General features: G+C 59.9%; 23 protein-coding genes. 12 read left to right on the top strand and 11 right to left on the bottom strand.

Features of this window, described 5'->3' with window-relative positions; all coding sequences use genetic code 11:
* Positions 1-10 precede the first annotated feature (10 nt).
* The 3 genes from ACOQOY_RS09115 to cobU are packed head-to-tail and all read right to left on the bottom strand — an operon-like array spanning position 11 to position 2,050.
* A complete protein-coding gene (locus ACOQOY_RS09115) occupies positions 11-895 on the bottom strand; it encodes a glutathione S-transferase N-terminal domain-containing protein (RefSeq protein WP_420585125.1) in 885 nt (294 codons plus the stop codon).
* Between the two features lie 58 nt (positions 896-953).
* Positions 954-1,532: a histidine phosphatase family protein gene (locus tag ACOQOY_RS09110; protein WP_420585124.1), complete on the bottom strand. Its 579-nt coding sequence runs from the start codon at positions 1,530-1,532 to the stop codon at positions 954-956.
* Entirely contained in the window at positions 1,529-2,050 is a 522-nt protein-coding gene (gene cobU / locus ACOQOY_RS09105; RefSeq protein WP_420585123.1) for a bifunctional adenosylcobinamide kinase/adenosylcobinamide-phosphate guanylyltransferase, read from the bottom strand. Before cobU ends, ACOQOY_RS09110 begins: the two co-directional genes overlap by 4 nt.
* A 100-nt stretch (positions 2,051-2,150) precedes the next feature.
* Here cobU and ACOQOY_RS09100 point away from each other — a divergent pair, with 100 nt between their 5' ends.
* The 6 genes from ACOQOY_RS09100 to ACOQOY_RS09075 all read left to right on the top strand — a co-directional run bounded on the left by ACOQOY_RS09100 (position 2,151) and on the right by ACOQOY_RS09075 (position 8,685).
* Positions 2,151-3,029 (top strand): RNA polymerase factor sigma-32, encoded by an 879-nt coding sequence (locus tag ACOQOY_RS09100; RefSeq protein ID WP_420585122.1) that lies wholly within the window; start codon positions 2,151-2,153, stop codon positions 3,027-3,029.
* A complete protein-coding gene (locus tag ACOQOY_RS09095; protein WP_420585121.1) occupies positions 3,026-3,841 on the top strand; it encodes a ChaN family lipoprotein in 816 nt (271 codons plus the stop codon). Before ACOQOY_RS09100 ends, ACOQOY_RS09095 begins: the two co-directional genes overlap by 4 nt.
* 63 nt (positions 3,842-3,904) lie before the next feature.
* Entirely contained in the window at positions 3,905-5,101 is a 1,197-nt protein-coding gene (gene coaBC / locus ACOQOY_RS09090) for a bifunctional phosphopantothenoylcysteine decarboxylase/phosphopantothenate--cysteine ligase CoaBC (protein WP_420585120.1), read from the top strand.
* Between the two features lie 15 nt (positions 5,102-5,116).
* On the top strand, positions 5,117-5,572 hold the full coding sequence (dut, locus tag ACOQOY_RS09085; RefSeq protein WP_420585119.1) for a dUTP diphosphatase: 456 nt from the start codon (positions 5,117-5,119) through the stop codon (positions 5,570-5,572).
* Positions 5,572-6,612, top strand: a complete 1,041-nt coding sequence (locus tag ACOQOY_RS09080) for a HesA/MoeB/ThiF family protein (RefSeq protein ID WP_420585118.1) — start codon at positions 5,572-5,574, stop codon at positions 6,610-6,612. Before dut ends, ACOQOY_RS09080 begins: the two co-directional genes overlap by 1 nt.
* 57 nt (positions 6,613-6,669) lie before the next feature.
* On the top strand, positions 6,670-8,685 hold the full coding sequence (locus tag ACOQOY_RS09075; RefSeq protein WP_420585117.1) for a M3 family metallopeptidase: 2,016 nt from the start codon (positions 6,670-6,672) through the stop codon (positions 8,683-8,685).
* On the opposite strand, the gene ACOQOY_RS09070 is transcribed toward ACOQOY_RS09075, so the two are convergent.
* The 6 genes from ACOQOY_RS09070 to ACOQOY_RS09045 are packed head-to-tail and all read right to left on the bottom strand — an operon-like array spanning position 8,682 to position 15,247.
* Complete coding sequence (locus tag ACOQOY_RS09070; RefSeq protein ID WP_420585116.1) at positions 8,682-9,614, bottom strand: 2-hydroxyacid dehydrogenase; 933 nt, start codon at positions 9,612-9,614, stop codon at positions 8,682-8,684. The genes ACOQOY_RS09075 and ACOQOY_RS09070 overlap by 4 nt on opposite strands.
* Before the next feature lie 15 nt (positions 9,615-9,629).
* Complete coding sequence (rodA, locus tag ACOQOY_RS09065) at positions 9,630-10,769, bottom strand: rod shape-determining protein RodA (protein WP_420585115.1); 1,140 nt, start codon at positions 10,767-10,769, stop codon at positions 9,630-9,632.
* On the bottom strand, positions 10,766-12,715 hold the full coding sequence (mrdA, locus tag ACOQOY_RS09060) for a penicillin-binding protein 2 (RefSeq protein ID WP_420585114.1): 1,950 nt from the start codon (positions 12,713-12,715) through the stop codon (positions 10,766-10,768). Before mrdA ends, rodA begins: the two co-directional genes overlap by 4 nt.
* Complete coding sequence (locus tag ACOQOY_RS09055; RefSeq protein WP_420585113.1) at positions 12,712-13,248, bottom strand: rod shape-determining protein MreD; 537 nt, start codon at positions 13,246-13,248, stop codon at positions 12,712-12,714. The genes mrdA and ACOQOY_RS09055 overlap by 4 nt, the downstream gene beginning before the upstream one ends.
* The gene (gene mreC / locus ACOQOY_RS09050; protein WP_420585112.1) at positions 13,241-14,143 is read right to left on the bottom strand and encodes a rod shape-determining protein MreC; all 903 of its coding nucleotides are present in this window, start codon (positions 14,141-14,143) and stop codon (positions 13,241-13,243) included. Before mreC ends, ACOQOY_RS09055 begins: the two co-directional genes overlap by 8 nt.
* Positions 14,144-14,200: 57 nt before the next feature.
* Positions 14,201-15,247 carry a rod shape-determining protein gene (locus ACOQOY_RS09045; RefSeq protein ID WP_008756832.1) on the bottom strand — a complete coding sequence of 349 codons (1,047 nt, stop codon included), beginning with the start codon at positions 15,245-15,247 and terminating at the stop codon, positions 14,201-14,203.
* A 155-nt stretch (positions 15,248-15,402) separates the two neighbouring features.
* On the opposite strand from ACOQOY_RS09045, the gene ACOQOY_RS09040 reads away from it, so the two are divergent.
* Both ACOQOY_RS09040 and ACOQOY_RS09035 read left to right on the top strand, forming a co-directional pair.
* Positions 15,403-16,188, top strand: a complete 786-nt coding sequence (locus ACOQOY_RS09040) for a 23S rRNA (adenine(2030)-N(6))-methyltransferase RlmJ (RefSeq protein WP_420585111.1) — start codon at positions 15,403-15,405, stop codon at positions 16,186-16,188.
* Positions 16,189-16,310: 122 nt separating this feature from the next.
* Positions 16,311-18,044: an adenylate/guanylate cyclase domain-containing protein gene (locus tag ACOQOY_RS09035; RefSeq protein WP_420585110.1), complete on the top strand. Its 1,734-nt coding sequence runs from the start codon at positions 16,311-16,313 to the stop codon at positions 18,042-18,044.
* Between the two features lie 44 nt (positions 18,045-18,088).
* Here ACOQOY_RS09035 and ACOQOY_RS09030 read toward each other — a convergent pair whose 3' ends face one another.
* Positions 18,089-19,663 (bottom strand): 2-isopropylmalate synthase, encoded by a 1,575-nt coding sequence (locus ACOQOY_RS09030; protein ID WP_420585109.1) that lies wholly within the window; start codon positions 19,661-19,663, stop codon positions 18,089-18,091.
* Between the two features lie 278 nt (positions 19,664-19,941).
* Between ACOQOY_RS09030 and ACOQOY_RS09025 the strand changes: the two genes are divergently transcribed.
* The gene (locus ACOQOY_RS09025) at positions 19,942-20,607 is read left to right on the top strand and encodes an SDR family NAD(P)-dependent oxidoreductase (RefSeq protein WP_420585108.1); all 666 of its coding nucleotides are present in this window, start codon (positions 19,942-19,944) and stop codon (positions 20,605-20,607) included.
* Positions 20,608-20,611: 4 nt separating this feature from the next.
* Here ACOQOY_RS09025 and ACOQOY_RS09020 read toward each other — a convergent pair whose 3' ends face one another.
* A complete protein-coding gene (locus ACOQOY_RS09020; RefSeq protein ID WP_420585107.1) occupies positions 20,612-22,075 on the bottom strand; it encodes a 2-isopropylmalate synthase in 1,464 nt (487 codons plus the stop codon).
* Between the two features lie 146 nt (positions 22,076-22,221).
* Between ACOQOY_RS09020 and ACOQOY_RS09015 the strand changes: the two genes are divergently transcribed.
* The 3 genes from ACOQOY_RS09015 to ACOQOY_RS09005 all read left to right on the top strand — a co-directional run bounded on the left by ACOQOY_RS09015 (position 22,222) and on the right by ACOQOY_RS09005 (position 25,944).
* Positions 22,222-23,880 carry an NAD+ synthase gene (locus tag ACOQOY_RS09015; protein WP_420585106.1) on the top strand — a complete coding sequence of 553 codons (1,659 nt, stop codon included), beginning with the start codon at positions 22,222-22,224 and terminating at the stop codon, positions 23,878-23,880.
* Positions 23,881-24,221: 341 nt separating this feature from the next.
* Positions 24,222-24,455, top strand: coding sequence for a hypothetical protein (locus tag ACOQOY_RS09010; protein WP_420585105.1), 234 nt, complete (start codon positions 24,222-24,224; stop codon positions 24,453-24,455).
* 160 nt (positions 24,456-24,615) lie between these two features.
* Positions 24,616-25,944, top strand: coding sequence for an NAD(P)/FAD-dependent oxidoreductase (locus ACOQOY_RS09005; RefSeq protein ID WP_420585104.1), 1,329 nt, complete (start codon positions 24,616-24,618; stop codon positions 25,942-25,944).
* Positions 25,945-25,946 lie beyond the last annotated feature (2 nt).

The raw sequence follows: 25,946 nt of genomic DNA, 5'->3' as shown, positions 1-25,946 counted from the left end.
TGGCTGCGGTTTAAGAATCGTTAACAGCGGCTACCATGACAGAGAATTTTGGCCATGCGTCCGGATCAGCGACGGTTTTGTCGCGGCAGAATGGGTTACAAAAACCCCATCGCTGTCCGTTCAATTCCAAAAAATCAGTGACAGGCTTGCCAGAATAGGGGCAGGCGTCGTTAACCGAGGGGCCGCTCGGTACAGCGTGCGCGTCGGCCTGCCCGCCGACTGGCCAATCCGTTGCGGACAGGTCCAAGGTGTATGGAAATGGGTCGTAGGCCACGGTCATTCCCATGGCACGCCATTGCCGGGCCGACGGGTCAGACAGCAATTCCATGCAGTAATCCTTGTTGTCCTCCGAGACAGGCAGGCCATACCCTATGATCCGGGCTGCGACCGGCGTGTAGAAGACGTCCGCCAGAGAATAGCGGCCGAACAATGGCCCGGACACGGCACCGGAAACGGCGCGCGCGTGCGCCCACAGCGTTTCGATCCGGTTCAGATCGGACAGCGTTTCGGGTGATGGTTCGAACCCTTGCCAGCAATGTTTCAACTGCATCGGGCATTCCCCGCGCAAGGCGGCGAATCCAGCGACCATTTCGGCGCAGAGCCACCTCGCGGTTGCGCGTGCGGCAGGGTCTGCGGGCCACAGCTCGGCGTCAGGGTGGCGTTCGGCCAAAGTCTCGGCCATGGCGAGGCTTTCGCCAACAACGGTGCCATCGGGCAGGCGCAGGGCAGGAACAAGGCGGGCGGGGGCGAGCGGTGTCATATCCTCGGCCATGGTGCCGGAATAGAGGCCGATCATGTGGCTTCGATAGGGCAGGCCAAACTTTTCCAGCATCAGCCAGCCGCGCATTGACCAGCTGGAAAACAGGCGGTCTCCGATAAACAAATCATAGGTCATGTCGCAAGGATGGCGCGGCGGGACGATCCCGTAAATCAGTGATTTGTGCGGCGTGTGATCACGGGAGGTGATTGATCCGCCCCACCGACCAACGATCTCGGTGAAGTGTGATATCGGTGACCGACAGATTGTCGATCCGGTGGCTGAACGCCTCATAGGCCGAAACGTTAAGCGCGCGTTGGACTTGTGTCAGGATCACGCCGAAATGGGCGACGATGACCAGATCGTGGCCCGTATGATCTGCAATCAGGCGGTCAATCACCGCATCGACACGCGCGCGCACTTCATTCCAGCTTTCGCCTTCTGGCGGGCGGACGTCGCCGGGGTTGTCCCAATAGGCAAAGGAAAGTTCGGGGTCTTCAGCCTCGATCTCTTTGAAACCGCGCAACTCCCATGTGCCGAAATGAATCTCGCGCAGGTCGGGATGGTGTGGCAGGCGCTGACGCGCACCTTGAATGGCCGAGGCAGTGTCGACAGCGCGCGTCAGGTCTGACGAAATCACCAGCGCCTCAGGTGGCAGGTGGTCGTGCAGGCGCGCAATGGCGGCATGGTCGCTGAGGTCGGCGGGAATGTCGGACCAGCCAACCATGGTTTTTGCATGGGTCGGCCCGTGGCGAACCAAGTGCAGCCGGGTCACGGCAATTGCCCTTTCAGCACCAGAGGCAGCCCGGCCGTCACCTGCACTACCAAATCAGCTTGCGCCGCCAAGGCGATGTTCAGCCGCCCCTGCGCCTCGCGGAACCGTCGGGACAGAGCGTTTTCGGGGACGATCCCGTGACCAACCTCGTTCGAAACGATGACAATCGGTGCCCGGCAGGATTTCACCGCGTGCAACAGCGCCGGCTGCGCTTGCTCAAGATCGTGTTCAGCCAGCATATGATTGGTCAGCCACATGGTGGCGCAATCTATCAGGCAGATATCGTCTTGTGTCAGGTTCGTCAGAGCAGGGCCAAGGTCGAACGGTGCCTCTACAGTTGCCCAGCCTGCGCCGCGCTGGGCGATGTGCCGCTGAACTTTATCTTGCATCTCGTCATCAAACACTTGTGAAGTGGCAAGATAAGTCCTTTTTTTGTCCGTTGAAACAACAAGTTGCTCGGCAAATGCCGACTTCCCCGAGGCCGCCCCGCCCAGCACAAAGGTTAAATCCGGATACACTATTCTTACCTTTCAGGTGATCCACCCGGTTTTGTTCTGCGTATCGACCCTAGGTCGGCAAGGCAAGCCCGGCCCGCGCCTGTGAAAAGGGGAGATTTCAATGGCACTGGATAATGCGAACGATTTCTCGATGTCCCGGCAAGCGATGAAGGCTGAACTGCTGGACGCAGAGACCGAATTAAAACTGGCTTATGCCTGGCGCGATGAGCGTGATGAACAGGCGCTGCACCGGCTGATCACGGCCTACATGCGGCTAGCTATTTCGATGGCCGCCAAGTTCAAGCGTTATGGCGCGCCGATGAACGACCTGATCCAAGAAGCCGGGCTGGGCCTTATGAAAGCAGCCGACAAGTTCGACCCGGACCGGGGCGTGCGCTTTTCGACCTATGCCGTTTGGTGGATCAAGGCGAGCATTCAGGACTATGTGATGCGCAACTGGTCGATGGTGCGCACCGGATCGACCTCATCCCAGAAATCCCTGTTTTTCAACATGCGCCGTGTTCAGGCACGCCTGGAACGCGAAGCTGCGACCGAAGGGATGAATTTGGATCGCCATCAGCTGCATCAGATGATCGCGGCCGAGATTGGTGTACCCCTGCGCGATGTTGAGATGATGGAGGGGCGGTTGTCCGGCTCTGATTTTTCTCTCAACGCGGTGCAATCGGTGGATGAAGACGGGCGTGAATGGATCGACGCGCTTGAGGATGAAAGCGAGCAGGCTGCCGAAACGGTCGAGAACAGTCACGATACGCAACAGTTGCGCGAATGGCTTTTGACGGCGATGCAAGCCCTGAATGATCGCGAAAGGTTCATCGTGCGCGAACGTAAACTGCGCGAGCCGTCCCGGACACTGGAAAGTCTGGGGCAGGAACTTGGCCTGTCAAAGGAGCGTGTGCGCCAGCTTGAGGCCGCGGCTTTCGTGAAAATGCGCAAGAACCTTGAAGCCCAATCGCGCGAGGTGCAACACTTCATTGCATGAGACAGTTTGCGATTCTGCTTTGTGCACTTGCGGTTACGGCCGCACCGGCCCGTGCCGATGATTTGATCCCCGATGATGTCATGACCGCGATGACCTCGGCGGACGTGGTCATTTTGGGTGAAATTCACGACAATCCTCGGCACCACGTCCTTCAGGCCGAAGCAATAAAGAACATCGCGCCTTCAGCCGTCGTATGGGAGATGGTGACAGAAGAGGGCGCAAAACGGCTTGCGGATAAGGCTGTTTCCGACCCTGAAGAACTTGCGCGGATTTTGGAGTGGTTGGAGTCTGGCTGGCCGCCTCTCAGCATGTATTACCCGGTTTTTCAGGCGACCGAAGCTCCGGTCTACGGGGCCATGGTGCCACGTGCCGCTGCCCGTGCCGCGATGGAGCGCGGGGCAGCAACCGCGTTGGGCGCAGATGCGGCGCGCTATGGTTTGACGGTTCCACTGCCCGCCGCAGAACAGGCTGCACGTGAGGCGGATCAGCTGGCTGCCCATTGTGATGCACTGCCCGACAGTGCTTTGCCCCAAATGGTGGCCATTCAACGTTTACGCGACGCGGTTTTAACCCGCGCTATTCTGCGGGCCAATGATGAGACCGGAGGGCCGGTTGCAGTCATCACGGGCAACGGGCATGCCCGCAAGGACCGGGGCATTCCAACCTTTCTGTCCCGGTTGCGTCCGGGGTTGAAGGTGTTTGTGCTGGGTCAGTCCGAGGACGGCGTTGTGGACGGAGAATTCGACATGGTGATCGACAGTCCGGGGATCGAACGTGAAGACCCGTGTCTGGCATTTGAGACTCAGAATTAACCGCTGGAACTGTCCGGCCCCCTTGCCTAATGTCAGGGCCGACCGAGACGGGAAGGGTTCAACATGCTGGCATCGAAACGCATTCTGCTGATCATCGGCGGCGGCATCGCGGCCTACAAGTCGCTGGACCTGATCCGGCGATTGCGGGAGCGTGGCGCGTCTGTGACCCCTGTTCTGACCCGCGCGGCCGAGGAATTTGTGACGCCTTTGTCGGTGTCAGCCTTGGCCGGAGAAAAGGTTTACCGCGACCTGTTTGATCTGACAGATGAGGCCGAGATGGGGCATATCCAGTTGTCGCGTTCTGCCGATCTGATCGTGGTCGCTCCGGCGACAGCGGATCTGATGGGCAAGATGACGTCCGGCTTGGCCAATGATCTGGCTTCGACCCTGTTGATGGCGACGGACACGCCTGTACTGTGTGCGCCTGCGATGAATGTACGGATGTGGGACCACCCTGCGACGCAGCGCAACCTGAAGCAGTTGCAGGCAGATGGCGTCCGTTTTGTCGGCCCGAACGAGGGCGACATGGCGTGCGGTGAATACGGCCCCGGTCGGATGTCCGAACCGCTGGAGATCGTTGCAGCGATTGAGGCCCAGTTTGGGGAAGGCCCTCTCAGCGGAAAACGTGTTCTGGTGACGTCCGGCCCGACACATGAGCCGATTGACCCGGTGCGTTATATCGCCAATCGCTCATCCGGGGCGCAAGGGACGGCAGTCGCCCGGGCGCTCGCAGCATTGGGGGCCGAGGTGATCTTTGTGACCGGTCCGGCAGATGTTTCGCCGCCCGAAGGTGTTAAGGTTGTGCCGGTTGAGACCGCACAACAGATGTCCGATGCGGTGGATGCCGCGCTGCCGGTCGATGCGGGCGTATTTGCGGCGGCGGTGGCGGATTGGCGTGTGGCCAGTGCCTCGGAAAAAAAGTTGAAGAAAAGCCGCGACGGCCTGCCGACGCTGGAATTTGCCGAGAATCCGGACATCCTCAAACGTGTTTCCCATCTGGACTCCGGCAGGCCCGCGCTTGTGGTTGGATTTGCCGCCGAGACGGATAACGTGATCGACCACGCCACCGCCAAACGCGGACGCAAGGGCTGCGATTGGATCGTTGCCAACGATGTCAGCCCGGCCACGGGGATTATGGGCGGGTCCGAGAATGCGGTGATCCTGATCTCGGACGCGGGGGCCGAGGAATGGCCGCGCATGGGCAAAGATCAGGTCGCCGAGCGACTGGCGCGCAAGATCGCCGACGTGTTGACCAGCTAGAGAAGAGAGACAGTTATGGTTGCAATTCGTGTGATCCGGGAGGAGGGCGCTGATCCGTCGGTGCCTCTGCCCTCGTATGAAACTGCCGGGGCTGCCGGGGCGGATGTGCGGGCGAACTTGCCGGATGGGGCCTCGATCACGCTGGAACCGGGTCAGCGGGCGCTGGTGCCGACAGGCTTGCGGATCGAAATTCCACAGGGGTTTGAAGTTCAGGTGCGGCCGCGCTCGGGGCTTGCGCTGAAACACGGCATCACCTTGCCCAACACGCCGGGGACGATCGACAGTGATTATCGCGGTCCTTTGGGTGTGATCGTCCTGAACGCGGGGCAGGAGGTGTTCGAGATCACCCATGGCGAACGCATCGCGCAACTGGTCGTGGCCCCGGTTGTGCAGGCTTCGTTCGATGCGGTTGAAACCCTCAGCGACACGGTGCGCGGCGCTGGTGGCTTTGGCTCAACCGGACGCGGCTGATGCTGCTGGTTCTGATCCTCGCTGCGGGTCTGTGGGGTATCGGCTATTTGGCCGGGGTATCTAGGACTGCCCGCATAACCTCGGTAGGAGTGTTGCTGCTGGGGGTAATTACTGCGCAGTTGGTCCTGCCCGATGGTCATCCGCTGCGACAGGCAACCGGCGGGTCAGCCGCCGTGTGGTTGATACTGACTGGCACCACGCTGCTGGTTCTGTTCTATGGGCAAATGCTGAAAGCGCTGCGCAACCGCGCCGCGCCGACCGAGGAGCCCGCGATGCCATCTGATCAGTTCACTGAGACCGAGCTTGAACGCTATGCCCGCCACATCGTGCTGCGTGAGCTTGGCGGGCCGGGCCAGAAAAAGATGAAACAGGCGCGGGTGCTTGTGATCGGCGCCGGAGGGCTGGGCGCGCCCGCCCTGCAATATCTGGCCGCCGCAGGCGTCGGCACCATCGGCGTGATCGACGATGATGAGGTTGAAAACGCCAACCTGCAACGTCAGGTGATCCACCGCGACGCGGATATCGGCATGCCCAAAGTGTTCTCGGCACAACAAGCGATGGAAGCGCAGAACCCCAATGTCAGGGTTCTGCCCTATCACCGTCGTCTGACCGAAGAGATCGCCTCGGATCTGTTTTCCGACTTTCACCTGATCCTCGACGGCACCGATAATTTTGACACCCGCTATCTGGCCAACCGCACGGCTGTTGCGCTGGGCAAACCGCTGATCTCTGGCGCGCTGTCGCAGTGGGAAGGCCAGTTGAGTGTCTTTGACCCGGCTAATGACGCCCCCTGCTATCAATGCATCTTCCCCGAAGCTCCGGCCCCCGGTCTGGCTCCGTCCTGCGCCGAGGCTGGCGTGATCGGCCCTTTGCCCGGTGTGGTGGGGTCGATGATGGCGGTTGAGGCGATCAAGGTCATCACCGGCGCGGGTCAGGCCCTGCGCGGGGAAATGCTGATCTATGACGCGCTGTATGGCGAAAGCCGCAAGATCACCCTGTCCCGTCGCGCCGATTGCCCGATTTGTGGGGCCGGGGCGTAAGCCCGCTCTGGATCATCTGGCCCGTCGTTCCTACCTGTGTGGTCAAAGGAGATACGTATGACCAATCCCATCCTGTCCGATTGGACCACGCCGTTTGAAATAGCCCCGTTCAACGCAATCTCCGACGGTGATTTCGCACCTGCGCTGGAACAGGCCATGCAGGCCCACAACGCCCAGATCGAAGCAATCGCAACCAACACAGACGCGCCGACATTCGCCAACACGGTCGAGGCGCTTGAGGCCGCTGGCGAACAGATGGACAAGGTCTTGTCCGTGTTCTTCACCGTGGCGGGCGCGGACAGCAACCCGGCGCGTGAGGCATTGCAGCGGGACTTTTCGCCCAAACTGTCGGCGCATTTCTCGGGGATTTCATCGAACAAGGTTTTGTTTCAGAGGATCGCCGATCTGTGGGCGCGCAAAGATGACCTTGATCTGACCGACGAACAGGCCCGCGTGCTGATGCTGACCCATCGTGGCTTCGTGCGCGCAGGTGCTGCGTTGCAGGGAGCTGATGACGAACGGATGCAAGAGATCAAGGCGCGGCTGGCCTCTCTGGGAACCTCGTTCACTCAGAACCTTCTGGCCGATGAGCGGGATTGGTTCATGGAGCTGTCTGAAGATGATCTGGAAGGTCTGCCGGATTTCGTCGTGGATACCGCACGCGCTGCTGGTCAGGACAAGGGCGCAGACGGGCCGGTTGTGACTCTGTCCCGGTCACTCATCGTACCCTTCCTGCAATTCTCGCCTCGCCGCGATCTGCGGGAAAAGGCCTATCGCGCGTGGACTGCGCGCGGGGCCAATGGCGGCGACACCGACAACCGCGAGATTGCGTCCGAGATCCTGACGCTGCGGGAAGAGCGGGCCAAGCTGCTGGGATACGACAGCTTTGCCGATTACAAACTGGAAACCGAAATGGCGCGCACGCCGGATAAGGTGCGCGACCTACTGATGCAGGTGTGGGAGCCTGCCAAGTCCCGCGCCGATGAAGACGCAGAAGTCTTGACGCAGATGATGCAGGCGGACGGCGTCAACGGTCCTCTGGCCGCGTGGGACTGGCGCTACTATGCCGAGAAACGCCGCAAGGCTGAGCATGATCTGGATGAGGCCGCGCTCAAGCCGTACCTGCAACTGGACCGTATGATCGAGGCGTCGTTTGCCTGTGCAAACCGTCTGTTCGGGCTGGAGTTCGCACCGCTGGACGTGCCGCTCTATCACCCCGATTGTCGGGCGTGGGAGGTTACGCGCAACGGGCAGCATATTGCGGTGTTCATCGGGGATTACTTCGCCCGTGGCTCGAAACGATCCGGCGCATGGTGCAGCGCGATGCGGTCGCAGGCGAAATTCCCAAAGGTGCAAGCCCCGGTCGTGATCAATGTCTGCAACTTTGCCAAGGGCGATCCGGCGCTGCTGTCCTATGATGACGCGCGTACCCTGTTCCACGAGTTCGGCCACGCTTTGCACCAGATGCTGTCCAATGTGACCTATGAAAGCATCTCAGGCACCAGCGTCGCGCGCGATTTCGTGGAACTGCCCAGTCAGCTTTACGAACACTGGCTGGAGGTCCCCGAGGTTCTGGCCGAATTCGCCACCCACGCGGAAACCGGCGAGCCGATGCCGCAAGAGATGCTGGAGAAAGTGCTGAAAGCCGCCAATTTCGATCAGGGGTTCCAGACGGTGGAATATGTCGCCTCGGCGCTGGTCGATCTGGCGTTTCACGATGGCGCGGCCCCGGCCGATCCGATGGCGAAACAGGCCGAGGTTCTGGCTGAGCTCGGCATGCCACAGGCGATTGGGATGCGCCACGCCACACCGCATTTCGCGCATGTCTTTGCGGGCGACGGCTATAGCTCGGGCTATTATTCCTATATGTGGTCCGAGGTCATGGATGCAGACGCCTTTGCCGCTTTTGAAGAGGCGGGCGGCGCCTTCGATCCCGAACGAGCCAAGGCGCTGGAGGACAACATCCTGTCCACCGGCGGCTCACGAGAGGCCGAAGAGCTGTACCTCGCCTTCCGGGGCCGTCTGCCGGGCGTTGACGCCCTGCTGAAAGGACGCGGCTTGATCGCCGCTTAATAACCCAATTCGCGATTGACGAGGTGCAGGTAGGGCTCGCCCGCTTCACCTCGTCTGATGTTTTCGCAGACCACCTGCGCCGCTGTCACCGGCCGGGTTTCCGAAGCGATATGCGGCGTCACTGTTACATTCGGATACGCCCAATAGGGGTGGTCCGCAGGCAGCGGTTCGACCCGGAACACATCCAGTGTGGCATGGCCGATCTGACCGGAGTTTAGCGCGGCCAACAGGGCGTCGTCGTCAATCAGAGGTCCCCGACCCGGATTAAGGATGCACGCCCCCTGAGGAAGCATGGCCAACGTCTCGGCATTCAACATGTTTGTCGTGGCGGGTGTATCGGGCAGCAACAGAACCACGATCTCGGCTTGTGACAGGGCGGCGCGCAGCCCGTCCTCTCCGTGCAGGCAAGTAACGCCGGGAATATCCTTGGGTGAACGGCTCCAGCCCGTTACGTCAAAGTTCAGCGCGGACAGGGCGCGTGCCGCAGCTTCGCCCAACGCGCCGAGACCCAGAACACAGACATGACGATCAGCGGCCAAGGGCGGTGGGTCGGGCGCCCAGATGCCATCCTGAACGGTGATGTGCCGATCCATCCCAAGGTGATAGCGCAGCACATGGCCGACCACCCATTCCGTCATGCCCTGCGTGAGGCCGTGATCCACCATGCGTGCCAGTGGGACGGTCAATGTCTCGTTCCCCGCAATCTTCTCGACCCCGGCCCAGAGGCTGAGCACCGCTTTCAGCCGCGTGAAGGGGGTGAAATCCAGCAGCCCTCCGTTTGGGGCATAAACGATGTAGTCGACCTGATCCGGTGCGAACTCAGTACCAAGACGAAAGTCCAACCCTGCCTCGGACAGGTAACTGGTCAGAAGCGGCTCATATATCGGCCACAGGGCAGGGCGCGCTGAGAACAGGATGTTCACGGACATGGAGGGCCTTTCAGATCAACGGGGGCGGTGGATATGGGCGCTTTGGACGATACCAAAGGCGGCCATCAGAACCAGCATGGCGGAACCGCCATAGCTGACCATGGGCAGGGGTACACCCACGACCGGGGCCAGCCCCATCACCATCGACATGTTGACGGCGAAGAACAGGAAGAAGTTCAGCGCGATGCCCAGTGTCACCAGTGACGAGAACCGGTCTTTGGTCGACAGCGCCGTGACCAGACAGAAGACGAGGATCAGACCGTAGAGGACCAGCAAGGTTATGCCGCCGACAAAGCCGAACTCTTCGGCCAGCGTGGTGAAGATGAAGTCGGTATGTTTCTCGGGCAGAAAGTTCAGGCGTGACTGTGTGCCTTGCATAAACCCACGCCCATTCCAGCCGCCTGACCCCAGCGCGATTTTGGATTGGGTGATGTGGTATCCGGCGCCCAACGGGTCGGTTGAGGGATCAAGAAAGGTGTCGATCCGCCGGAACTGGTAATCTTTGAGCAACTGCCATTCGGTCCCGCGACTGTTGAACACAGTGGCAATCAGGCCAACTACCGCGGCGATGACAGCGGCGAAATAGGCCCAGTGGACACCGGCCAGAAACATCAGGCCCCCACCTGCCGCCAGCAGCAGGATCGACGTGCCAAGGTCCGGTTGCTTCAGAACAAAGAATGTAGGGATCAGGATCAGGATGACCGGGATCACCACCCAAAGCGGACGCGAGGTTTTGTGCGATGGCAACCAGTCGTAGTAGGCGGCCAGAACCATAACCAGCGCAACCTTCATGACTTCGGACGGTTGAAGGCGCATGAACCCAAGGTCAATCCAGCGCTGAGCGCCCATGCCAATGGTTCCGAACAGTTCTACAAAGATCAAAAGGACAATCGAGCCGAGATAGGCCAGAACCGACATGTTCCGCCAGAACCAGATCGGCACCAGCGCGATGATGAACATCACGGTTAATCCCAGCCCGAACCGCTCCATTTGTGGTTCAGCCCATGGGCTCCACGATCCGCCTGCTACGGAATACAGCATCAGGAAACCGGCGCTGGCCACGCTGATCAGCAGCAGGGTCAGTGGCCAGTTCATATACAGGAACTTGCGGAACCCCGACGGCGTGGATTTGACGGCGTATTCAAGATAGCTCATGCGCGATCCTTCTCAGACGGACGCGCTTTGGGACGACGATCGCCCTCAAGCTGTTTTTGCTGTTCTTTGATGCGGTCGCGATCTGCCGTGGGATAGGCCTCAAGCGGAGGCGTGCCGTTATATAGCGCTTGCAGCATGATATCGCGGGCCACCGGTGCAGCCGCTTTCGAACCGCCACCGCCATGTTCCACCACCACCGCGATGGCGTATTTCGGTTTGTCATAGGGCGCGAAACTTACGAACAGCGCGTGGTCGCGGCGTTCCCAGGGCAGGTCCTCGTTACGGATCACACCGGCGGCACGCTCGGCCTTGGTGATGTTTCGCACCTGACTGGTGCCGGTTTTGCCCGCCATGCGGAAGTCATCGGCGATGATACGGCTGCGATAGGCCGTCCCGCGCCGGTCGTTCGATACCGACCACATCGCCTGACGCACCTGTTCAAGATTGTTGCGGTTCACCGCCAGCGGCTCGCCCGCGCCCGAGGGCTGTTCGACCCCGTTGATCGACCGCACCAGCCGTGGCGACACCGCGCGTCCCGTGGCGATCCGTGCGGTCATGACCGCCAGTTGCAGCGGCGACGCCAGCATGAAGCCCTGACCGATCGAGGCATTGGCCGTATCGCCTACCAGCCAGTCTTCGCCATGGACACGTTGCTTCCACTCTTGATTGGGGGCCAGCCCGGCAGCCACAGCGGACATCGGGATGTCATGCTTAACGCCCAACCCGAAGATGCGGGCCATCTCGGAAATCCTGTCGATCCCGACCCGCAGGGCCACGTCGTAATAATACACGTCGCAGCTGCGTTTCAGCGAGGTCTCCAGATCAACTGTGCCATGCCCGCCGCGTTTCCAGCAGTGGAACCGGCGGCTGCCGACCTTCAGGTGGCCCGGGCAATAGACAGTGTTGGACGGTCCGATCACTCCGGCCTCAAGCGCGGCCATGGCGGTGATCATCTTGAAAGTCGAACCCGGTGGATAGGTGCCCTGCACCGTCTTGTTGGCCAGCGGGCGGTAATTGTCCTGCGTCAGGGTCCGGTAATCGGCGACTGAGATGCCACGCACGAAAAGGTTGGGGTCAAAACTAGGGGCTGAGCTGATCGCCCGGATATCACCGGTCTCGCAGTCGATCACCACGGCAGCGGCGCTTTCACCGGCCAGCCGGGCCTGCGCGTATTGTTGTAGATCGGCATCGACCGACAGCTGCAAATCGGCTCCGGCCTCGCCTTCCTGCCGGTCCAACTCGCGCATGACGCGACCGGTGGCGTTGACCTCGACCCGTTTCGCGCCTGCCTTGCCGCGCAGGCTGATTTCCTGTTTCGCCTCAAGCCCGACCTTTCCGATCTGGAAGCGGGGAATACGTAGAACTGGCTCTGGGTCTTCGATCTGACTGAGGTCATAGTCGCTGACAGGGCCGACATAGCCCACCACATGGGCGAAATCTTCGTATCGTGGATATTGCCGGGTTTGGCCAACTTCGGGGATCACACCGGGCAGAGCAGGGGCGTTGACGGCGACTTTCGAGATATCCTCCCACGTGACCTGATCGGCGAGCGTGACAGGCAGGAACGGGGCCGAGCGGCGCATTTCCGTCTTGGCGCGGTCAATCTCATCCTGGGTCAGGGGGATCAGATCTGACAGCTTGGCGATGACCTCGTCCACGTCACCTGCATCCTCGCGCACCATCACGATGCGGTACGATGGCGAATTCTGGCCGATGATCTCACCGTTTCGGTCATAAATCCGGCCCCGGGTTGGCGGAATCAGGCGGATGTTGATCCGGTTCTCCTCGGCCAGAAGGCGGTATTCATCGGCTTGATCCACCTGCATAAACCGCATTCGCGCGGCCAGTCCGCCGATAAAGGCAGCTTGCAGCCCGCCAAGTATCAGCGCCCTGCGGGGCAGGCGTTTATACGCCAGACCTTGAGATTTGGGTTTGCGTTGTTTCATCCACGCGCTCCCAAAATGCCGCTATTTGCGGCGGACACTCGGCGCACACCGAAGGCGTTCTGGCTGAGAAGAACGATCACCGGATAAACCGCAATTGTCAGAACCACTTGTACCACCACCGGCCCCAATGCCGCTTGTTGCACGGACAGAATAGCAAGAATTACGCGGTCGAGCATGAAAACTGCCGTGATCACGACGGCAACAGTCGACCATTCTCCGGCAAAGCCCATATCCCGCATGCCCGGCGCGGCCGAGCGCAGATATGCCGCGCCCATAACCACCAACGCGGCCAGCAGGCCAGGGGGGCGTTGCAGCAACAGGTCAGCCATCAACATCACAACGGCAACCAGTAGCGTCGGCACAAACTCGGGCCGCCGCAGCACCCAAGCAAAGGTCAGGGCGATCAGCAGGTCCGGAAACGGCCAGCGATCAGGTTTTGTATCCAGCGGTAACAGGTGCAGGAACAGGATCAGGGCGGCCAGAAACAGATACAGCCCCCGCTTGGACCACAGCTGTGAGGGTTGGTTATCCATCACCAACCTCCGCAGGGGTCAGCGCAGCTGCGGGTTGTCTGGGGCCGACAATGTCGCCCGGGTCTTCGATACGCGGGGCCGACTGGTATCGCAGTACCCGCAGGAACTCCAACCGCTCAAAATCTGCCGAAAGGCGCACCCTCAGGCGGCCACCGGGATCGGCGGTGATCTGCCCGATCAGCAACCCGCCGGGGAACACGCCGCCATCACCCGAGGTCACGACCCGGTCGCCCGGGCGCACCAGTTCGCGGTTCTCCAGAAACTCGACCACAGGGGCCGAAGTGTTGTCGCCGGTGATCAGTGCCGTCTGGCCCGAGGGTTGGATGGTCGCCGGAATCGCGCTCGACGCATCGGTCAGCAGGATCACCCGCGCCGTGTCCGGCCCTACGCCCGAGATGCGCCCGACCACGCCAATCCCGTCCATTGTCGCCCAACCGTCGGTGATGCCGTCCCGTTCACCCACGTTCAGCAGAACCGACTGGCGGAACGGAGAGCCGCTGTCCGCCATAACAACGCCGGTCACATAGGTCAGGCGTGGATCAAGCCGTACATTGTTCAGATCCAGCAGCCGGGCATTTTCCTGTTCTAGCTGAAGCGCGGCCTCTTTCCAGGCGCGCATCAGGCGCAGCTCGCTGCGCAATTCACGGTTCTGCTCGCTCAGACGCTGATAGCTTTGGAAATCACGGGCCAGATTGACCACGGCGGTGACAGGTACCATGGCCCATTCCATCGAGGGTACGACGCTGTCCACCACCTGCGCGCGGAACCGTTCCACGCGCGGGCTGTCTATGCGCCAGACCAGAAAGATGCCAATCAGGCACAGCACCACTATCCCCAAAAGCAGGCGGCGCAAGGGGGTTGTGTATTCGTCGCGCTGTGATCGGTCCTTTGCCACAGGTTACCTTCCCGTGCTGCTCGTGCCCGAGTTTTCACCCTTTAGAGGGTGCGCGCCTTAGCTTTCGTAGTCAATCGCGTGGCGCAGTTGTTTTTCATATTCCAGCGCTTTGCCGGTACCCAAAGCCACACAGTTGAGGCTTTCATCGGCAATCGACACGGCCAAGCCGGTCTGTTCGCGCAGTGCAAGGTCCAGATCGCCCAGCAGCGCGCCGCCGCCGGTCAGCATCACACCCCGGTCAACAATGTCCGCAGCCAGATCGGGCGGGGTGGTCTCCAATGCGGTCATGACGGCCTCGCAGATCGCCTGAACGGGTTCCGAGAGTGCTTCGGCCACCTGAGCCTGACTGATCTCAATTTCCTTCGGTACGCCGTTCAGCAAGTCGCGACCGCGGATGTGCATGGACTGTCCGCGCCCATCGTCAGGCATACGGGCAGTGCCGATGGTGGTCTTGATCCGCTCGGCTGTGGATTCACCGACTAGCAGGTTCTGCTGGCGACGCAGGTATGAGATGATGGCCTCATCCATCCGGTCACCACCGACGCGGACCGAACGTGCGTAAACGATGTCGCCCAGCGACAGAACCGCAACCTCGGTGGTGCCGCCGCCGATATCGACGACCATGTTGCCGGTCGGGTCGGTAATGGGCATGCCTGCACCAATCGCCGCAGCGATCGGCTCGGCAATCAGGCCCGCGCGGCGCGCGCCTGCGGAAAGAACAGACTGGCGGATCGCGCGTTTTTCAACAGGGGTTGCGCCATGTGGGACGCAGACAATGATCTTGGGCTTCGAGAAGGTTGAGCGTTTGTGAACCTTGCGAATGAAATGCTTGATCATCTCTTCGGCGGTGTCGAAATCGGCGATCACGCCTTCGCGCATCGGGCGGATGGCCTCGATCGAACCCGGTGTCCGGCCCAGCATCAGCTTGGCGTCCTCGCCAACAGCCAGGACCTTTTTGACGCCGTCCTTCACGTGATAAGCGACCACGGACGGTTCAGACAGGATCACACCGCGTCCTTTGACATAAACCAGCGTGTTTGCTGTTCCAAGGTCGATAGCCATGTCTGCTGTAAACAGGCCGCCCAGATTGCCAAAGATGCCCATATTTCCCCTGATCCCGTTTGTCAGAATTTTCACTGCCCGCGACTCGACGGTTCCGGGACGGATGCCTTATAGGGTGCCATCACGCCCGGTAAAAGGGTTGATTCCGCGACAATCAGCACCTTTCCGCCTTATTGATTGGGACTTTAGAAGGCAAAATGCTCTCTTATCAACACATTTACCACGCAGGAAATCTGGCTGATGTGCAAAAGCACGCTTTATTGGCATCTGCGCTGGACTATTTGACCCGCAAAGACAAGCCGTTGACTTACCTCGAAACCCATTCGGGCCGGGGCCTGTATAAGCTAGACGCAGATGAGGCGGTGCGCACAGGTGAAGCTGAGGCAGGCATCCGGCGGGTCCAGCAGGTTGGCTGGTTTGGTGCCGACCATCCGCTGGGGCGCGCAATTTCTGTCGTCCGGCAGAGGCAGGGAGCAGCGGCTTATCCAGGCTCTCCGATGATCGCGGCAAGTCTGCTGCGCGAGCAGGACAGTTTGCATTTTGCTGAGCTGCATCCGCAGGAGTATTCCGCACTGGCAATGGCGATGTCTCCTTATGGCGCAAAGGTGTATCAGCAGGACGGGTATGAGCTGGCGCAGTCCCTGTTACCGCCGACACCTCGGCGCGGGATGCTTTTGATCGACCCGAGCTATGAGGTTAAGGCGGAATACGACCGCTTGCCCGGTATCATCGCCAAACTGCATCGCAAGTGGAATGTGGGGGTGATCGCTCTATGGTATCCGATCCTGACGGACAAACGTCACGATGCGATGATATCTGCGTTAAAATCTCAGGACCTGCCGAAAACACTTTGTCACGAGGTGCATTTTCCAGCCGCTCGTGAAGGGCACCGCATGATTGGGTCGGGGATGTTTGTGGTGAATGCACCATTCGGGCTTATGGATGAGAAGCGCCGGTTGGATGCCTTGTTTGCCAAGCTCTAAGACCACCTGAATACACTCGATCAGGGCAATCGCATCAGCGCGATACACGCCTCGGATGTTTTTGCAAAATTCGTTGTGGAAAAGGGGCGTTCGGTCCTAGACTTTGGTCGAGGAGGTGCGCGATGGATCGCCGACTAGCTACGGTTCTGGCCGCTGACATGGTGGGCTATAGTCGGCTGATGGAAGCGGATGAGCAAGGCACGCTTGCCCGTCTGCGTACGCACCGTATCGAGCTGATCGACCCGGCAATCGACAAGAACCGCGGAAAAATCATCAAAACAACGGGCGACGGGATGCTGGTTGAATTCCCCAGCGCCAGCGAAGCAGTGACCTGCGCGGTCGAGGTGCAGAACCGGATGTTGCGTCGCAATGCAGATGTTCCGAAGGACCAGCGCATTCATTTCCGCATCGGGATAAATCTGGATGAGATCATTTTTGAGGATGGCGATATCTTTGGCAGCGGCGTCAATATCGCCGCGCGGCTAGAACAATCCGCAAATCCCGGTGACGTTTTGATTTCGGGTGCCGTTCATGAGCAGGTCTCGGGCCGATTGGAATTGCAATATCACGACCTTGGGGATTTGTCGCTGAAGAACCTGTCGCAACCTGTTCACGCTTATCGGGTCGCGTTGGACGCAACCGCTGAGGATGGCGGGCCGTTGGATGAAGGCGATACCAAGGTGGTCAAACCCTCCATCGCGGTATTGCCGTTCGCCAACATGAGCGGAGATACCGAGCAAGAGTTTTTTGCCGACGGTCTGACTGAAGACCTTCTGACCGAGTTGAGCCGCCGGCATGAGCTGTTCGTGATCTCGCGCAATTCCAGTTTTGTCTACAAGGGACAGGCTGTTAATGTGCGTGAGGTGGGTGAAAAGCTGGGCGCGCAATATATTGTCGAAGGGAGTGTTCGGAAGGCCGGCAACAGGGTACGCGTCACCGTACAGCTGATCGACAGTCACAACGATGGCCATGTCTGGGCCGAGAAATATGATCGCGATCTGGATGACATTTTCACCATTCAGGACGAGGTTATCTCGGCCGTGGTCGCGACACTGCCCGGTCGCATCGAAGCCTCGCAGCAAGAAGGTCTGACGCGCAAGAAACCCTCTAACTTTGCGGCCTATGAGTGCGTTTTGGCCGCCAAGGTGCTGCACCATCGGAGCACGCGCGAAGCCAATGTCGAAGCGACCAAGCTGATTGACCGGGCGATCGAACTGGACCCGGACTACGCCCATGCTCATGCCTGGAGCGGGTGTATCCGCGGTCAGGCCTGGGGGTATGGATGGTGCGACGACCGTGAGGCCATGTTGGGCGAGTGTGAAAAAGCGATCCTCAAGGCCGCTTCGTTGGATGACAACGATGCGGATGTTCATCGCCTGATGGCTGCGGTTGAGATCTTGCGAAACAACCTTGGCCGGGCACGGTATCATCAGGAACGCGCGCTGTCGCTGAACCCGAATTATGATCTGGTCGTGGTTCAGATGGGCGAGTTGCTGACTTGGTCGGGCCGTGCCGAGGAAGGCGCCGAGTGGATACAAAAGGCGATGCGCCTGAACCCTCACCATCCGGCACGGTTCTGGAGCCATCTTGGAAAGGCGCGGTTCGGGGCCAAAAATTACGAACAGGCGTTGGAAGATTTCGCGCGCTTGCCCACATTTGACACGGTCCAGAACGCCTATGTTGCGGCCTGCCATGCGTGGCTGGGAAACGAGGCCGAGGCCCGCACTTATGTAGATGCAATCTATGAGGCTCAGCCAGAGTTCAAGATCACCGATCTTGAAGGCATGCTGCACTACGCTAACGACGAAGATTATCAGCATTTCGTCGACGGGATGCAAAAGGCCGGATTGTCCTGACCAACGCTACGAAAAGCGGCCCGCCGAGACGAGCCGCTGTTGGATCAGGTCAGGTCTTTGTAACTGATCTCGCGTGCGTCAGCGCCGGGACCGGTCTTTTCGCGACGCACGATCAGGCGATTCAGAGCATGAATATATGCCTTTGCCGAGGCTACCACAGTATCCGTGTTGGCCGATTGACCGGTGGCGATCATGCCGTCCTCTTCCAAGCGTACTGATACCGTGGCCTGCGCATCGGTACCTTCTGTGACGGCATGCACCTGATACAGCTGCAAATGCGCCTTGTTCGGGAAGATCGCTCGGATTGCCTTGAAGGTTGCGTCGACCGGACCGTCGCCGTGTTCGGTGGCAATGATGTCCTTGCCGTCCACTTCCAGTTCGACCGTCGATTCCGCCTGACCGCCAGTGCCGCAGGTAACTTTCATCGAGACCAGCTGGAGGTGATCGTTCGCTTCATCATCATCCAGCGTCATCAGGGCGATGATGTCGTCGTCGAACACCTCTTTCTTTCGGTCGGCCAGATCCTTGAACCGAACGAAGATATCCTTGAGCTGGTTGTCTCCAACCTCATAGCCCAGCGTGTTCAGCTTGTCGCGCAGCGCCGCGCGGCCCGAGTGTTTGCCCAAGGGCAGCGAAGTGCCGGACAATCCCACATCCTCGGGGCGCATGATCTCGAAATTGTCTCGGTTTTTCAGCATCCCGTCCTGATGGATTCCGCTTTCATGGGCAAAAGCGTTCTTGCCGACGATGGCTTTGTTGAACTGCACGTTAAAGCCCGACACCGTCGCGACGCGTCGCGAGATATGCATGATTTTGGTGGTGTCGATCCCGGTGTGGTACGGCATGATGTCATTGCGCGTGCGCATGGCCATCACAACCTCTTCCAGCGCCGTATTACCAGCACGTTCGCCAAGACCGTTGATTGTGCATTCGATCTGTCGGGCACCGCCGATCACCGCAGCCAAAGAGTTTGCCGTCGCCATGCCAAGGTCGTTGTGGCAGTGGGTGGCAAACACCACTTCGTCTGCGCCAGGTACGGTTTCGATCAGGCGCTTGATCAGATCGGCGCTTTCTACAGGAGCGGTGTAGCCAACTGTATCTGGGATGTTGATCGTTGTCGCTCCGGCCTTGATCGCAATTTCGATTACGCGGCACAAATAATCCCACTCGGTCCGGGTTGCGTCCATCGGCGACCACTGCACGTTTTCACACAGGTTGCGCGCGTGGCTGACGGTTTCGTGGATCTTCTCGGCCATCTCGTCCTGCGTGAGGTTCGGAATGGCGCGGTGCAGCGGCGAGGTGCCGATGAAGGTGTGGATGCGGTTTTGCCCGGCGTGTTTGATCGCCTCCCAGCAGCGGTCGATATCCGCAAAATTGGCGCGCGCCAGGCCGCAGATGCGGCTGTTCTTAGACCGCTCGGCAATCTCGGAGACCGCTTTGAAATCGCCCTCAGAGGCGATGGGGAAGCCTGCTTCGATGATGTCGACGCCCATGTCATCCAGCAGCTCGGCTATCTCGAGCTTTTCGGCATGGGTCATGGTTGCGCCGGGGCTTTGTTCGCCGTCGCGCAAAGTGGTATCGAAGATCAAGACGCGGTCTTGGTCGGTCACGTTGGTCATGGGGTTCTCTTTCTTCTTCTGTCCTAAAGCCTATGGCGCGCGGGCGTCCTCCTCTGAGCGGGCGCGCCGGATGGCACGCTCAGAGGCGGATTAGGATCAGTAGGCCACGCAGCGAGGCACCGCAAAAGGCGGTGTCGGCAACAAGGATATCTGCGCGGTTGATCATGGGCGGAATTTATACAGTGCCTGCCGGGAATGAAAAGCCCCATTTGCAGGGCGCTGACCCGGATACTTTTTTCGGCAGTTGAACCGTCAAAGAAGCCGTCTAGCTGTAGCTTATGGAAACGGCATTGATCATCGGCGCTTCAGGCGGCATCGGGCGGGCGATCTGCCAACATCTGACCGGGCAGGGGGTGTCGGTGACATCCCAGTCACGCTCTGTCAACGGATTCGACCTGGCCGACCCGGACGGCGTGCAGCGTGCGTTGAGCGAATTGCCGGGACCTTACGATCTGATCCTCGTGGCCTCGGGCGCGCTTGAGATCAACGGGGCCGCGCCGGAAAAAACAATCCGATCGGTCTCGGCGCAGGCAATGATGGATCAGTTTGCGCTGAATGCGGTCGGGCCAGCGCTAATTCTAAGCCACGCGGCAAGGCTGTTGCCGCGAGACCGGCGGGCGATCTGTGCAGTTTTGTCCGCGCGGGTCGGGTCGATTGGAGATAACCGGCTGGGCGGCTGGGTCAGCTATCGCGCGGCGAAAGCTGCGGTGAACCAGATCGTTCATACAACTGCAATCGAACTGGCCCGAACTCACGCGCAAACGATTTGTGTCGCGCTGCATCCGGGCACCGTAAAAACAGAGTTCACGCGAAAATACCTCGGTCGACACCCGGCCGTTGCCCCCGATGACGCCGCCGCAAACTTGCTGAACGTCATGCAGGCCCTCACCCCTGCCGATACCGGAGGGTTTTTCGACTGGGCCGGAAAGACCGTGCAATGGTAAAGGCTCAGCCGTCCGAACTGGTGGTTTCGGATGAGGTCGCCTCAGAATCAGGTTCGGGCTCGGTCTGAGGTGCATCCGCGTCCGTGATTTTGTCGTTGTCCCAGACGCCGGTTTCTTCCTGACCATTGGCATAGCGCATCGTACCGTTGCCCTGACGCTTGGCGTTTACAAAACTGCCTTCATAGACATCTCCGCTAGGATAGGTCGCGACTCCATCGCCGGTAATTTTGCCGTCGGACCATTGACCGGAATAGCTGAACCCGTTTGCCATGACGATTTCGCCCTGCCCCTGGCGCTTGCCGGCGACAAACTCGCCAGAATAAACCGTCCCGTCAGGATAGGTGGAAATGCCCTTGCCTTGCCGCAGCCCGTCAACCCATTCGCCGTCATAGCTGGCCCCGTCGGCCGAAGTCAGGATGCCGTTGCCGTGATTGCGTGCGTTCTTGAACTGGCCTTTGTAAACCGTGCCATTGGTGTAAGTCGAAACGCCCTGACCTTCGATCACTCCGGCGATCCAGTCGCCGTCATAGGTCGAGCCGTTCGGATAGGTGATGCGACCTTTGCCTTCTGCCAGATCAGCCTTGAAGTCGCCGACATAGATGGACCCGTCGGGATAGGTGACTTCGCCCAGCCCTTCGATCAGGCCATTGGTCCATTCGCCGGTATAGACAAAGCCATCGGTACCAGTGAAGGTGCCCTGCCCGTGGCGGAAGCCATCGACATAGTCCCCTTCGTAGACGTCGCCATTGGAATAGACCACTTTGCCTTTGCCATGACGGCGGCCCTTGTCCAGATCGCCTTCGTAAACATCGCCGTTCACATAGGACATGCGGCCTTGTCCGGTGATGCTGTCCTCGGCCCAGTCGCCGACATAGGTCATGCCATCCGGCAGGGTCAGGCTGCCCTGACCGTGGCGCTGCCCATCCTTAACGTCGCCCTCGTAGACGTCGCCGTTGGAATAGGTGATCTTGCCCTTGCCCTGTTTCGCGCCGTCCAGCCAATCGCCGTCATAGCTGTAGCCACCGGGGACAGTCATCACACCTTTGCCGTGATGCTGTGCGTTCTGAAAGCCGCCCTCATACCGCACGCCATTGGCGTAGACCGCGACGCCTTGCCCGGTGATCGTGCCATCGGACCACTCACCTTCATAGCTGCCGCCATCGGCAAAGACGATCTTGCCGCGCCCTTCGGGCTGGCCTTTCTGGAACATCCCTTCATAGATCGAGCCGTTGACGTAGCGGGCAATGCCTTTGCCCTGAATCTCACCCTCGAACCATTCGCCTTCGTAGACAAAGCCGTTGGGTAGGCGGTAGGTGCCGGTTCCGTGCCGCAGGCCGTTTTCAAAGGTGCCCTCGTAGACCCCTCCGACCTCGTCATCCTTTTGGATAACTTCACCGCTTTGTGCCATGGCACCCGCAGCGATCAGGGCCATGGCTGATGCGGCAATTGTTGTGCGTAAAGCGTTCATGATCGGTCCTGCCTGCCCGGTTTTCGTCATTTCGCGTAAAACTAAGGTACTGCCGGGGGCAGAGCAACGGGTTTTGCCGCATTTGCCTTTCACTCGCGCAATGATCTGCTAAATGGCAGTAAGACTGACGAGGGCAAGAGGGCACAATGGCCGACCGTTTCCGCATCACTCTGGCGCAACTCAACCCTACGGTAGGGGATATCGGGGGCAATGCCGCCAAGGCGCTGGCCGTCTGGCAGCAGGCGCGCGAGGCTGGGGCCGATCTGGTGGCATTCCCCGAGATGTTCATCACCGGCTACAATACGCAGGATCTGGTGATGAAACCCGCGTTTCACCGCGCGGCGATGGATGCGGTTGAAGAGCTGGCCATTCAATGCGCTGACGGTCCGGCGGTGGCAATTGGGGGGCCGTGGACCGAGGACGGCAATCTGTTCAACGCCTATCTGATCCTTAAGGGCGGGCGGATCGGCAGCAAAGCGCTGAAGCATCACCTGCCCAATGAGACAGTGTTCGACGAAGTGCGCCTTTACGACGCCGGGCCTCTGGGTGGGCCTTACGCGGTCGGCAACACGCGCATTGGCAGCCCGATTTGCGAAGACAGTTGGCACCCGGACGTGGCCGAAACCCTTGAAGAAACCGGTGCAGAGTTCCTGCTGATCCCCAACGGGTCCCCTTATTTCCGCAACAAATACGACATTCGCCTGAATCACATGGTAGCCCGCGTGGTCGAGACCGGCCTGCCGCTGATCTACCTGAACATGGTGGGCGGTCAGGACGATCAGGTGTTCGACGGCGCCACATTCGGCCTGAACCCGGGCGGGGAGCTGGCCTTTCGGATGCCCGTTTTCGACGAGGCTGTGACCCATGTCGATCTGGAGCGCGGCGACCAGGGCTGGCGCATCGTGCCGGACGAAATCGTGCCGCAACCGGATGAATGGGAACAGGACTATCGCGCGATGGTGCAATCCCTGCGTGATTACATGGGTAAGACCGGGTTCAAAAAGGCTCTGCTGGGCCTGTCAGGCGGGGTCGACTCCGCCTTGGTCGCGGCAATTGCCGTGGATGCCATCGGGGCCGAGAATGTCCGCTGTGTGATGCTGCCGTCGGAATACACCAGTCAGGCCTCGCTGGATGATGCCGAGGCAGTCGCCAAGGCACTGGGCGTTCACTATGACTACGTTCCGATTTCGGACAGCCGGGCAGCAGTGACAAAGACTCTGGCCCCTCTGTTCGCCGAGCGCGAGGCCGATCTGACCGAAGAGAATATCCAGTCCCGTCTGCGTGGCCTGCTGTTGATGGCGATCTCAAACAAATTTGGCGAGATGTTGCTGACCACAGGCAACAAGTCCGAGGTCGCGGTGGGGTACGCCACCATCTATGGCGACATGAACGGCGGTTATAACCCGATCAAAGACCTGTATAAAACGCGCGTGTTTGAGACCTGCCGCTGGCGCAACGTCAATCACCGCGACTGGATGATGGGGCCTGAGGGTGAAGTGATCCGCCCCTCTGTCATCGACAAACCGCCGAGTGCTGAGTTGCGTGAAGATCAGAAGGACAGCGACAGCTTGCCGGATTATCCGATTCTGGACGCGATACTGGATATTCTGGTCGATCAGGACGGATCAATCGCCGATTGCGTAGCCGCCGGGTTCGATGAAGCCGTCGCGAGACGGGTCGAGCACCTGATCTATATCAGCGAGTATAAACGCTTTCAGTCCGCCCCCGGCACGCGCCTGACCAGCCGAGCCTTCTGGCTGGACCGCCGGTATCCGATTGTGAATCGCTGGCGTGACCGCAGTTGACCCGCGCGCGCGGACTGGGTGTTTGATCCTCTTGTTTCCAACTTCGGGCCGGTGAACTACCTGATCATTGGATTGTTTCGACAAAGTGAATGATAGGTTAATATTCGGCCGCTCGGGGCGAACTACACCTTGATATCGTGACATTTTCTTGCCACATTTTAGCTTAATTGATGCCTCACATAAGGCGGTGCGACACATTTCATTCGGTTCGTTTTCGACGGACAGGCACCGGCGGCCACTGTGGCGCATTTAGTTTTGAATGTCTGAGTTAACGATTTGGTGTGATTATTATGCATGAGGGATACGATAAACCTCTTCATCCGCCCCTGAGATACAAGTCAATGGAATCTGAGGGGCATGTCCTGGACGAAGCAAAGGTGGATTCGGCGATTGCCGATCTCCTTCGCGATGATGAGCCTGAAGAACCCGAGCCTGCGGCGGAACCGGTAAAAACGCACGATGCTTTTCCCGACCTGCCCGATCAGGCCGAGATGGATGAAGAAACCGCGGCACAAGACACGGGGCTGTCGGCTACGCTGCGTCAGAAATGGGCCGAACTGCGCGGCGCGGCCTGAATTTCGTGAGAATTATGAGTGGGATGGCGCGATGTTTCCGCGCCTGTTGGCGCGTTTGCCACAGCTTCTTAAAATTGCAATTGGTGGGTCACATGGCGTGTTGCCTCTGCGCTCGCTCCGCGCCTTCATGGCAGTTCAAGCCACGAAGTAAGAGCGGTTGATGCCCGGCCCAAAGCCAACCCCCGTTGAACCTGACTTGCACTTGCCCAAATCCGTGGATGTCGTCGTGATTGGGGGCGGGATTATTGGCGCGTCAACTGCGCTGGAACTGTCTGAACGCGGCGCGTCGGTTCTGCTGTGCGAAAAGGGGCATATTGCGGGCGAGCAAAGCTCTCGCAATTGGGGATGGGTGCGGCTGGGAATGCGCGACCCTCGGGAAATCCCGCTGATGGCTGAGGCGCACCGCATCTGGCAGGGTTTGGATCAGCGCGTCGGGCGCAAGACTGGCTACACCCGTTCCGGCATTGTGTTTGGCGCGTCCGGCAAACGGGGCAGCGGCCAGTTGGAACGGTGGCTGCGCCATGTGGAGGGGTTAGAGACTGGTGCAAAACTGGTGGCAGGGGCCGAGATGGACGCCCTGCTGCCGGGCAATCAGGCCACTTACGATTGTGCCCTGTACATGCCGCAGGATGGCCGGGCCGAGCCGCAATGGGCCGCCCCCGCCATCGCCGAAGCAGCGCGCGACAAGGGCGCTGTTCTGATGACTCAATGTGCGGTGCGCAGCGTCGAGACGGACGATCAGGGTATTACTGGCGTATTTACCGAGCGTGGTCGGGTCGCCTGCCGCTATGTGGTTCTGGCCGGAGGTGCATGGTCACGTCTGTTTGCTGGAAATGCGGGGATTGATCTGCCGCAGCTCAAGGTTCTGAACACGGTATTGCGGACCTCTCCGATCGAAGGTCCAAACACGGCGCTTTGGGCAGATCCCTTTGCCATCCGGAAACGGGCCGATGGCGGCTATACAATCGCCTCGGGGCATGAAAACACGGTTGATATCGTGCCCGACAGTTTTCGGCTGGCGCGTCAATTCCTGCCCGCTTTCGCTCAGGAATGGCGATCATTGCGTTTTCGGGTCTCCAAACGGTGGCGCGTCGAGGCGCAAGAGGCGCGAAACTGGCTGCCCACCGACGTGACGCCGTTTGAAAAGTGTCGCGTGCTGGACCCCGAACCCTCGTCCAAAGCACTGCGGCAAGCCTGGGCGGCTGCTCGCAAAGGGTTTCCAGCGCTGGAACAGGCCGAAATCGTGCAAAGCTGGGCTGGGATGATTGATGTGACCCCGGACGCGGTGCCGGTGATCTCGGGTGTCGATCATATGCCGGGCATGTATATCGCGACCGGGTTTTCAGGCCATGGCTTCGGCATTGGGCCAGCCGCGGGCCGTCTGATGGCTGATCTGGTCGCAGAGACCACGCCCTGCGTCGATCCGGCCGCCTTTCGCCTGTCCCGCTTTACGGATGGCTCAAAGGTGCGGCCGGACCCTGGGTATTAGGG

Origin of the sequence: Ruegeria sp. (assembly GCF_965221235.1) — a bacterium.
Classification (GTDB): Bacteria; Pseudomonadota; Alphaproteobacteria; order Rhodobacterales; family Rhodobacteraceae; genus Ruegeria.
Note: the sequence above shows the minus strand (reverse complement) of the source record. Positions and strands in the feature narration are given on the sequence as shown.